Source organism: Weissella sp. DD23, from assembly GCF_001579105.1.
Taxonomy (GTDB): domain Bacteria; phylum Bacillota; class Bacilli; order Lactobacillales; family Lactobacillaceae; genus Weissella; species Weissella cibaria.
Genome location: NZ_KQ970395.1, coordinates 16,579 through 26,569 on the forward strand (window position 1 = coordinate 16,579; position 9,991 = coordinate 26,569).

Annotated in this window: 9 protein-coding genes; 1 reads left to right on the plus strand and 8 read right to left on the minus strand. The window is 45.8% G+C overall.

Annotated elements, in window-relative coordinates; all coding sequences use genetic code 11:
• Positions 1-6: 6 nt before the first annotated feature.
• The 7 genes from WEIDD23_RS08740 to WEIDD23_RS08770 all read right to left on the minus strand — a co-directional run bounded on the left by WEIDD23_RS08740 (position 7) and on the right by WEIDD23_RS08770 (position 7,570).
• Positions 7-291 carry a hypothetical protein gene (locus WEIDD23_RS08740; protein ID WP_010372929.1) on the minus strand — a complete coding sequence of 95 codons (285 nt, stop codon included), beginning with the start codon at positions 289-291 and terminating at the stop codon, positions 7-9.
• Between the two features lie 37 nt (positions 292-328).
• Positions 329-3,118, minus strand: coding sequence for an FtsK/SpoIIIE family DNA translocase (locus WEIDD23_RS08745; RefSeq protein WP_010372933.1), 2,790 nt, complete (start codon positions 3,116-3,118; stop codon positions 329-331).
• A gap of 37 nt (positions 3,119-3,155) precedes the next feature.
• Positions 3,156-3,671 carry a tRNA (cytidine(34)-2'-O)-methyltransferase gene (locus tag WEIDD23_RS08750; RefSeq protein WP_010372936.1) on the minus strand — a complete coding sequence of 172 codons (516 nt, stop codon included), beginning with the start codon at positions 3,669-3,671 and terminating at the stop codon, positions 3,156-3,158.
• Between the two features lie 119 nt (positions 3,672-3,790).
• On the minus strand, positions 3,791-4,939 hold the full coding sequence (locus tag WEIDD23_RS08755; protein WP_010372941.1) for an AI-2E family transporter: 1,149 nt from the start codon (positions 4,937-4,939) through the stop codon (positions 3,791-3,793).
• A gap of 62 nt (positions 4,940-5,001) precedes the next feature.
• The gene (locus WEIDD23_RS08760; protein WP_010372944.1) at positions 5,002-6,027 is read right to left on the minus strand and encodes a lactonase family protein; all 1,026 of its coding nucleotides are present in this window, start codon (positions 6,025-6,027) and stop codon (positions 5,002-5,004) included.
• 100 nt (positions 6,028-6,127) lie between these two features.
• On the minus strand, positions 6,128-6,514 hold the full coding sequence (locus WEIDD23_RS08765) for a Rid family detoxifying hydrolase (protein WP_010372947.1): 387 nt from the start codon (positions 6,512-6,514) through the stop codon (positions 6,128-6,130).
• Positions 6,515-6,613: 99 nt separating this feature from the next.
• Entirely contained in the window at positions 6,614-7,570 is a 957-nt protein-coding gene (locus WEIDD23_RS08770; protein ID WP_010372950.1) for a TerC family protein, read from the minus strand.
• Positions 7,571-7,763: 193 nt separating this feature from the next.
• Here WEIDD23_RS08770 and WEIDD23_RS08775 point away from each other — a divergent pair, with 193 nt between their 5' ends.
• Positions 7,764-8,504, plus strand: coding sequence for an alpha/beta hydrolase (locus tag WEIDD23_RS08775; RefSeq protein WP_010372953.1), 741 nt, complete (start codon positions 7,764-7,766; stop codon positions 8,502-8,504).
• A 54-nt stretch (positions 8,505-8,558) separates the two neighbouring features.
• Here WEIDD23_RS08775 and glyS read toward each other — a convergent pair.
• Positions 8,559-9,991 (minus strand): glycine--tRNA ligase subunit beta (gene glyS, locus WEIDD23_RS08780; RefSeq protein ID WP_062358922.1); only part of this gene is annotated, 1,433 nt, incomplete at its 5' end.

Genomic DNA, 9,991 nt, shown 5'->3' on the forward strand with positions numbered 1-9,991 from the left:
TCAAGTTTAACCCCAGTTAATTTCGTCACGTTGGACAAGTTGGAAATCAATATCCGCCATGCGCCCGCGACCGGTTGGGTTTTGACCATGCACTTGCAAGTAGAAACGGGCATCATCATCAGCGCGCATTTCCGTAGCTGGCACAACCACATCGTGATCGTAGTGCAATTGGAACCCATTCAACTCAGGAATAAAAGTATATAAACGACCGACATCAACGTCGAAATCCTTGCGGTACATTGCAACAAGCTCTGTGCCCTGCAATGGCGCTGTTAAATCATAGCGAATCATTGGATTGCCCCCTGATTAATTTTCTTTAGCGCTATTATCACGCGTTTTTACGGAATCGGTCAAGCATTTCGGGTGTAAAACGCAATTCACGTGGCTTAGAACCATTTGCTGGTCCAACCAGTCCACGATCTTCCAACGCATCCACGATACGACCAGCACGATTGTACCCCATGCCAAAGTGACGCTGAATTGATGAAGTTGAGGCACCGCCGGCACGAAGGATAAATTCGAGTACTTCGTCCCATTTTTCATCCAAATCGTCGGCACCATCACCACCATTTTCAAGCGCTTGCACTTCTTCATCGGAAACCGTCATGCTGTCATCGTACTGCGCTTCACCTTGATTCTTAATAAAGTCCGTCAACGCTTCCACGTCTTCATCCGTCAAGAACGCGCCTTGCACACGTTGTGGTCCGTTCGAACCAATTGGCGCGAACAGCATATCACCACGACCTAACAACTTTTCAGCCCCGTTACTATCCAAAATCGTCCGTGAATCAACCCCGGATGACACGGCAAACGCCATACGTGATGGTACGTTCGCTTTGATCAAACCAGTAATGATATCAACGGATGGCCGTTGCGTTGCGACAATCATATGGATTCCCGCTGCACGCCCAAGTTGTGCAATACGCACAATCGCATTTTCGACATCGCCAGACACCGTTGATGTCATCATCAAATCGGCCAATTCGTCGATGATAACAACCAAATAAGGCATCTTTTGCAACACTGTACTTGGGTCGCTCGCATTTTGTTTTTCAACAAACCGATTATACCCATCAATGTTACGAACACCTTCTTCGGCTAACAGCTTGAAACGGCGGTCCATTTCAGCGACCACTTTCTTCAAACCGAGCGACGCCTTCTTTGGATCCGAAATCACCGGTGTAATCAGGTGGGGAATATCATTATAGACTGACAACTCAACCTTCTTGGGGTCCACCAGCATCAAACGGACCTGTGACGGCTTTGCTTGTAGCAAAATTGACGCCAAGATACCGTTAATCGCCACTGACTTACCTGATCCAGTTGAACCGGCGATCAGCAAGTGTGGCATCTTCGTCAAGTCCAACTTCACGACACCACTTGTGACGCCGCGACCAATTGGTACAACCAATGGTTTCTCCGTATCGACACCAGCTTCTTCAACCATGTCCCGGAAACCAACCGTTGCCTGTTGGTCATTCGCCACTTCAATACCAACGACGTTTTTACCTGGAATTGGTGCCTCAATACGCAGTGACTTTGCCGCTAGGGCGAGCGCCAAATCGTCAGCTAAGTTTTGAATCTTCGACACCTTGACACCAACTGCTGGTTTAATTTCATATTGGGTTACCGTTGGTCCCAACACAACCTTTTCAACCGTGGCATTGATGTTAAAGCTCTTCAATGTTTCATGTAAAATACGCGCCTTTTCATTTAGCGCATCACGTTCAGCAGATTGGTCGGTTGACCCAATGTGTTGCAACAACTCAGTGGTTGGTAAGACGTAATCCTTATCATCAATCACCGTCACCAACCCTGACGCATCAACATCTGCCTTGGGTTCTGTGATTGTTGACGGTTCGACGTGCCCGACACCGGCTTGATGCGCTTGTGTCTTTGGTGATGTTGCTTGATTGCTGTGACCCAAGATATCTGCGTGCGTCAATGGCGTTTCTTGTCCCGGTAGTAAGTCGTCATCCGGTAAGTCCGCACCAAAGACAACCGGTGCAATTTCTTCATGTTCTGACTGAATGACCGCATTCGGATCGAAATCAGGGTCAAAACTCATTGACGCCGCTGGTGCATCATCAAGCGATGGTATAGGCACTTGGGTCAAATCAGGTTCAGGCGCTGGCGCAGTTGCACTAGGCGTAACTGGCGCCGGTACCGTTGGTGTCGTTTCATGATGTGGCATAGGGGCCACAATTTCTGGCATCTTGAACTCTGTCGCCGTCGCTTCAGCCTCAGCAGCATCCGCCAACACATCTTGTGGTGACTTTGCTTTCCTCGTTGCCAATTTAACGGGTTGACTAGCATCCGCTTCCGGCACAACACCAGCTAACTTAGCTGCTTTATCACTCTCCGACGCAAACGGGTCATCATTGAAGAAATCATTCATCGCCGTACGCTGTCGATCGCGGAACCCTTCAATTGACTCCGTGACCTTTTCATGTGCTGTCGTCGCCTGCGTTTGCACAAAGTCACCTGTACCTTCAGCTAACTTAAAGAAGTTATCAAAGACCTCGCGCAATGGTAAGTTAAACATCACCACTAAGCCGATAATTAACAACACAATGGCAATTAACCATGAACCAAAATTAGACGATGCTATGTAAGTTGCGCTGTATAACACCGCCCCAATTAAGCCACCACCAACGGGTGTCGTGACAGCATGATTATTGAGATCTTGATTAATCAATGTCTGAATAACCTGCGTATAGTTGTTGTGGACGTTCATCTTGTTGAACAACAAAATTGATCCGACCAACATGATACCTAGATAAAATAGGCCAAAGCCAACATAATGTTGCCACTTAAAACGTCGTGGCCACTGGCCATAGGCAAGCACCACGAGAAATGGCACGAGCAAGACCAGTAGCAAAAATTGGTATGAGCCACCAACAATCAGGCGCACCATATTGGCAATAAACTTACCCACCAAACCAACTTTGGCAATTGCAAGGACGGCCAACAGACTAGCAAACAAGCCTAAGAATTGGGGCCCACGATCCTTCAACCAGGTCATTGTGTCATTACTAGCCTTTTTTCGAGGGGCCGGCTTTTTGCGGGGCCGTGCTTTTGCCTTGGAGGCGGGACGTCTTTTAGTCGTCGCTGCCATCGCAGCCTCCTTTCTTAAGTAAATAATTATTCATTTATTACTTTAACTTGTCGTAATCATATTCGTGCGTCAAATCAAGATTTGGGAAACCTTGTTGGCGCAACGTTTCATAGATAATAATGGCAGCCGTGTTCGACAAGTTCAATGACCGAATATGTTCGTCATTTTGTGGAATACGCAAGGCCTTCTCAGGATGTTGCTTCATGAATGGCTCTGGCAAACCGGTCGTTTCCTTACCAAACAAGAAGTAATAATCGTGATCAGGATTCGTGTAATCTGCCTCGTGATAAGCCCGTGGCGCAAACTTAGAAATCAAGAACAATTCATCCGTGTCCTTAAGCGTTGCCATAAAGGCTGGCAAATTCTCGTGGACCGTAATGTCAACTGTATCCCAGTAGTCCAACCCGGCACGCTTAACGTGCTTATCATCCAACTTAAATCCCAATGGTTCAATCAGGTGTAATTTCGTGTTCGTTCCCGTTGCCGTACGGGCGATGTTTCCAGTATTTGCTGGCATCAATGGCTCAAACAATACAATATGATTCGTGCTCATGATAATCTCCTTTTCTAGGGCGGGTCCTCCCCTCCCCCAATGCGTTATTGCATACAAAAATAAGTATAGCACGGACAAAACCTCGACCGCGCTATACTTAAAAAACCTTATTAATGTCTTTACTGGTTGGTTTCATCTCGAAACAGACCTGAGTTCAATTGCCACCACTTATACAAGCGGTAAATCAGTACTTTAGCAATCGCATAGCCCGGAATACCAAAAACCACCCCGGCCAGGCCAAAAATATTACCCGCCGATAGCAAGATAACCACAACCGTTACTGGATGAACTTTGAGCGAGTTACCAAGCAACTTTGGCGCAATCACTTTTCCTTCCAATGTTTGCTCAATCATAAAGACGATGAACACATAAACCAACATCATTGGCGAAACGAACAGTCCTACAACCACCGCCGGGACCATCGCTAGAAACGATCCCAGAAACGGAATTAAGTTCAACAAACCAGCACTAATGGCGATTAGCCAGCCGTACGGCAAGCCGATAATGGTATAGCCAATTGCAAACATAACCATCACTGCGAACGCCACTGACAATTGCCCCCGAATGTAATTCGAAATTTGCTTGTTAATCTCACCAATGGTATCCAAAAATGAGCCCCGTGCTTTTGGTGGTAAAAACTTAGCCATGTAGTTTGGCATCTGGTGGCCATCCTTTAGCAAATAAAACAAAATCAACGGGAACGTCACAATTGTGATAATGGCTGAAGTCAGTGTCCCAACAACTGAGCTCACACCATGAATGCCTTTTTTCGCATATTCAGCTGAGTAATTTTGGACCCATTTTGAAATATCACTATTCGTCTGATTAAACCACTTATTCACATCAGCAAAGCGCTTGTCAGCCGTTAACTGATCAATCATTTTGACCAAAGCTCGCCAATATTCTGGCCAATGATTGATCAAACCAACGATTTGGTCGCTCAGCCACGGAATAAAGACAGCTAAGCCCCATACAATCAAGACCAACAATACCAAAAACTGCACCGTAATCGTCGCAACACGCGACATTTTATACCGGCGTTCCGCCCAATCCACAATCGGATTCAAGAGATAATAAAACACGCCTGCAATGATGATTGGCGCCCCGACCGCACTGAACAGTGCCACAATCGGTTCAAATATAAAATTAACTTTATCAAACATGTAAATAATCGCTAACAATAGCAATATAATTAGCATACTTGAGATGATTTTATTATTTAATAACCATCGTTGAAAGACAGATTGTTTCGTCTCGCGATTTGTCATCTTTTATCCCCCATATATAAAAAACCAGTACCCCGACTGGTACTGGTTTTATTGTATCAAGCTTAGATGAACAATACACGCACTGATTCAGGAATTTCGAAGTCCTTTTGTGACAACGTTAGCTCGCCTGTTACAGCATCCCGACGGTATACCGTAACATTGTCCGTGTTTTGGTTAGCCGCAACCAAAAAGGCGTCATCTGGGCTCAAAGCGAAATCACGTGGGAAATCTCCTTCAGTTGAAATCCATTGGATATGTGCAACAGAGGCGCCATTATCCTTCACTGCAAAGACTGCGATTGAGTTGTGACCACGGTTTGATGTGTAGACAAACTTACCGTCGTTTGACAAGTAAATCGCCGCACCACCATTGTGCTCTGTCCAATCGGCCGGAATCGTTGCCACAGTTTGCAAATGCGTGAATGAGCCATCCGCATTGTACTTCAAAACTGAAAGTTGTGATGACAGTTCACCTAACAAGTAGGCATATTGACCATCAGGACTGAAACGCAAGTGACGTGGGCCAAAACCAGCCTCCGTCTCATACGTCGCAACTAACGTCAACTTACCGGCATCAGAGACGTCAAACGTCAACACCTTGTCAGCACCCAAATCAACGACCGCGACACGATTGTCCGGCGTTAGATTATTCCAGTGCACGTGTGATGAGCCTTGTTCTGGGCGAGGACCTGACCCTTCAGATTGAAAACTATCCGTCAACGTCAATGAGCCATCAGCGGCAATCGCAAAGACTTCTAACGTTCCCTTGTGGTAGTTACCTGAGTACAACAATTGACGTGCCTCATCAACTGCCACATAAGCAGGTGACGCACCTTCTGCCAAAACTTCTTGGGTCAACGTTGCCGTATCATCCGCGAAGTTAAGGACCGCCAACCCACCTTGATCACCGTTTTTATCAACCGCATACAATGTGTTAGCCTTACTCAAAGCCAAGTAAGTTGGTGATCCAACTTCAGCAACCAACTTGGCATCTTGCAACTCACCAGTCTCCGTGTTCAATGCAGCTTCGTAAATTCCTTTTGAAACACGTCGCGTATAAGTACCAAATAAAATCTTTTCCAATGCCATGGTTGATCTCGCTTTCATTCATTAATAATCTTTTAGTAAACGCTTTCATTGTAACACAAAAGCGACCACACCAACAGATGCAGTCGCTTAATTCTCTTACTTATTTATTGGCAATGACTTCAATTTCAATACGTGCCGCTTTGGGTAACGTTGCCACCGCAACTGCTGAACGCGCTGGTAACACGTCAACGTCCTGAAAGAAACGCGCATAAATATCATTCACCATCGCAAAGTCTGCCATGTCGACTAGGTAAACGTTCACCTTAACAATATCAGCCCGTGTCAACGCAGCTGCCTCTAATAACCCATCAATATTGGCAAAAACCTGGTTAGCTTGGTCAATCGTTGACGCACCCGCAAATTCACCAGTACTTGGTACCAAACCGATTTGACCCGATGCATACAGCGTACCGTTGCTTAAAACAGCTTGTGAGTATGGTCCAATTGCAGCCGGTGCCTGCGTTGTCGTAATGATTCGTTTTGTCATCTTCATTTCCCCAATCTTGTTAATAGCGTCAGTATACGCGCTGTCGACCATCAGCCAATAAAAAAAGGACCTGTCTTTAACACAGATCCTTTATCAGGGTTATGCTTTGAACTTTCGACGTTCTTGGACACGTGAGACAATTACTGAGGCAACAATTGATAACGTTAACAAACCAATAATCACCGATAATGACACCACGTTTGAAATGTGGAAATGCCAGTCCAATGCCTTGGCAGTCTCGTTCAAGACCATCTTGACCCCAATAAAGGCCAAAATAACAGCCAGCGCATACTTAATGTATCGGAACATTGGCAGAATTCCTGACAAAGCAAAGTACAATGAACGCAATCCCATGATAGCAAAGATGTTTGACGTGACCACGATGAACGTGTCTTGTGTCACCGCAAGGACAGCCGGAATTGAGTCAACCGCAAACAATAAGTCGGAAGCTTCAATAAACAACAACGCTAACAAGAATTGGGTAGCATAACGTTTACCATTTTCTTTTACCAAGAAATGTGGTTCCGCAACATCTTCCTTCAAAGGTAGAATTTTACGCAATCCCTTAATAATAAAACTATCATTCAAGTCTTGCGCTTCTTCCTTTTCGAACAGCATCTTCACCCCAGTGACAATCAAGAAGGCACCAAAGATGTACATCAACCACGCGAAGTGATGTAGCAAGGCAGCCCCACCGAAGATAAAAATCACACGCATCACTAAGGCACCGAAAACACCCCAGAACAGCAAACGGTGTTGATACTTCAATTCAATCCCAAAGAAACCAAAGACCAAGATGAAGATAAACAAGTTATCAATACTCAACGACTTTTCCAGCAAGTATGCCGTCACAAAGTCTAGGGCATGATCACCACCCGTAAAGAACCAGAGACCACCGGCAAAAATAAAGGCCAAACCGATCCAAAAGGCGCTCCAAAGCAGTGACTCCTTCATGGTTGGTGCCGCGTTCGTTTTGTGGAAGACTCCCAAATCAAGGGCCAACATGACCAAAACAAAGGCGAAGAAACCAATCCAATAACCTATACTAACTTCCATTTATTTCTCAACTTTCTGATATCTAGCGACGTCACGGCTCAACAATTTGACCCGCAATGACTATAAGTTTATTTTAACTGAATTCTCATTGAAATACTATTACCAACATTTTGGGAAAATATTGCAAATAAGACTGACAGCTATCCGTCTATTAAGGTATGATGAGCCCTAGTTAACCAAAAGGAGTTTGTTCATGAAGTCTACCAAAATCACAAAGCGCCTGCTCATGCTCTTAGGCGTTGTCCTCATCCTATTAGCCGGTTCTGTCGCTTACATGCAAGTATTTGGCCTTTACCGTGCTACTCCAACCGCGCAACGCGCAGCCCATTCAGCCACCGAAACGGCGGACTATTGGGCCTTCAAACCTAAAGCTAATACTGGACAAAAAGATACGGCCATTATTTTTTATCCCGGGGCGTTTGTCCAAAGTGACGCCTATGCCATCTGGGCCAAGGACGTTGCGCAAGCTGGCTACCCCGTTTACGTGTTGAAAACACCGTTATCTTTTTCATTAATCGCCCAAAACAAAGCAGACATTGCTATCAAAAATAGTCATGCCCACCACTTTGTAATTGGTGGCCATTCCTTGGGTGGCGTGGTTGCCAGCGGTTACGTAGCCAAGCATCCAAAGGCTCACATCACTGGTCTATTATTACTTGCCAGTTATCCACAAGAAAAAAACCATTTGGCCAAGCGAACCGATCTTGCCGTTTTGTCACTGACCGCTAGCCAAGATCAGGTATTAAAGCAAGCAAATTATCGCGCAGCTAAAGCCTGGTTGCCAAAAGACACTCGGTATCAAACAATTCGTGGTGGCAATCACGGTGGATTCGGCAGCTATGGGCCCCAAAAACATGATGGTCAGGCGACAATTTCAAACGCCCAACAACAGACAGCTATTGCTGATCGTGTTGTTGCATGGCTAAGCCGTTAGACTGCAAATCAAAAAACACCCTGGACTGTATTAATCCAGGGTGTTTTCATATCATTAATTTGCAGACTTAACATCCAGTTCTAGGAAGTTAGCCACCTTTGTTGCTTCATCTGCAACCGCGTGTAGTGTTGCCAAACGGTTGTTCTTAACTGCTTCGTCTTCAACCATAACCATCGTCTCTTCGAAGTAAGCAGCCACGGCAGGTTGTAAGTTCAACAATGCCGCAAGCTTCGCATCCGTGCCATCAACAGTTGCAACTGGGGCAACCGCTTCAAACAATGCCTTTTCGGCTGCATTCTCGAACAGGGCAACGTCAACAGTCGCATCCGTTGCATTCTTCGTTGTCAAACGCATCACACGAGTCAACGCTTCAACACCCTCACGGAAGTTGGCATCGTTAACGTGGGCAGCCAAGACTTGCGCTGATTCAAACATTTGCGTCGTATCAGCAAAGTTGTTCTTCGTCACCGCGTTGATGATGTCACGACGAACACCCTCATCTTGCAATGCCTTCACAACACGGTCCGTCAAGAAGTTAACGACCGCAGCCACATTGTTTTGCAACTCAGCCATCACTTCTTCTGGCAAACCAAACTTAACTGCATCGGCATTAATGTCAGCAATCAAGTCTGACAAAATACCGTCAATATCCAAATCCCACTTGTTGTCAGCCAAGATGTTCACAACACCTGAAGCGGCACGACGCAAAGCATATGGGTCATTTGAACCTGATGGCACCATACCACCCGCAAAGAATGACAACAAGCTATCCAACTTATCAGCCAAGGCCAATACCTTACCCAAATCTGACGCAGGCAATTCACCATCAGCAGAGATTGGCATGTAGTGCTCACGGATTGCTTGGGCCACGGCAGCGTCTTCACCAAACAAGTTAGCGTACTTCTCACCCATGATACCTTGCAATTCATCAAACTCACCGACCATACCAGTCATCAAGTCAAACTTGTAGATTTCACCAGCACGCGCCAACTTGGCTTGTTGATCATCAGTAAAGGCCAAACGACCAGCAATGATGGCAGCCAAAGCCTTGGCGCGACGTGTGTGGGCGGCAACTGAACCCAACTTAGCGTGGAATGATACCACTTCCAACTTGTAGTTGTAGAAGTCGATATCGTGCTTTTGATCTTCGTGGTAGAAGAACTTAGCGTCTTCCAAACGCGCAACCAGCACCTTTTCGTTACCGGCAATCACATTATCGATGTGTTCAGCGTTTCCGTTACGAACAGAGATAAAGTGTGGCAACAAAGCGCCGTTTGCATCAACAACGTGGAAGAAACGTTGGTGTTCCTTCATTGACGTAATCAATACTTCATCAGGCACTTCCAAGTAACCTTCATCGAAGCCACCAGCAAAGGCTGTCGGATATTCAACGATGTTGTTAACTTCTTCAAGCAAATCTTCGTCAACGACAACGGTCCAGTTGTTATCACTGGCAATCGTTTCGACTTGTGTGCGGATGTTTTGCT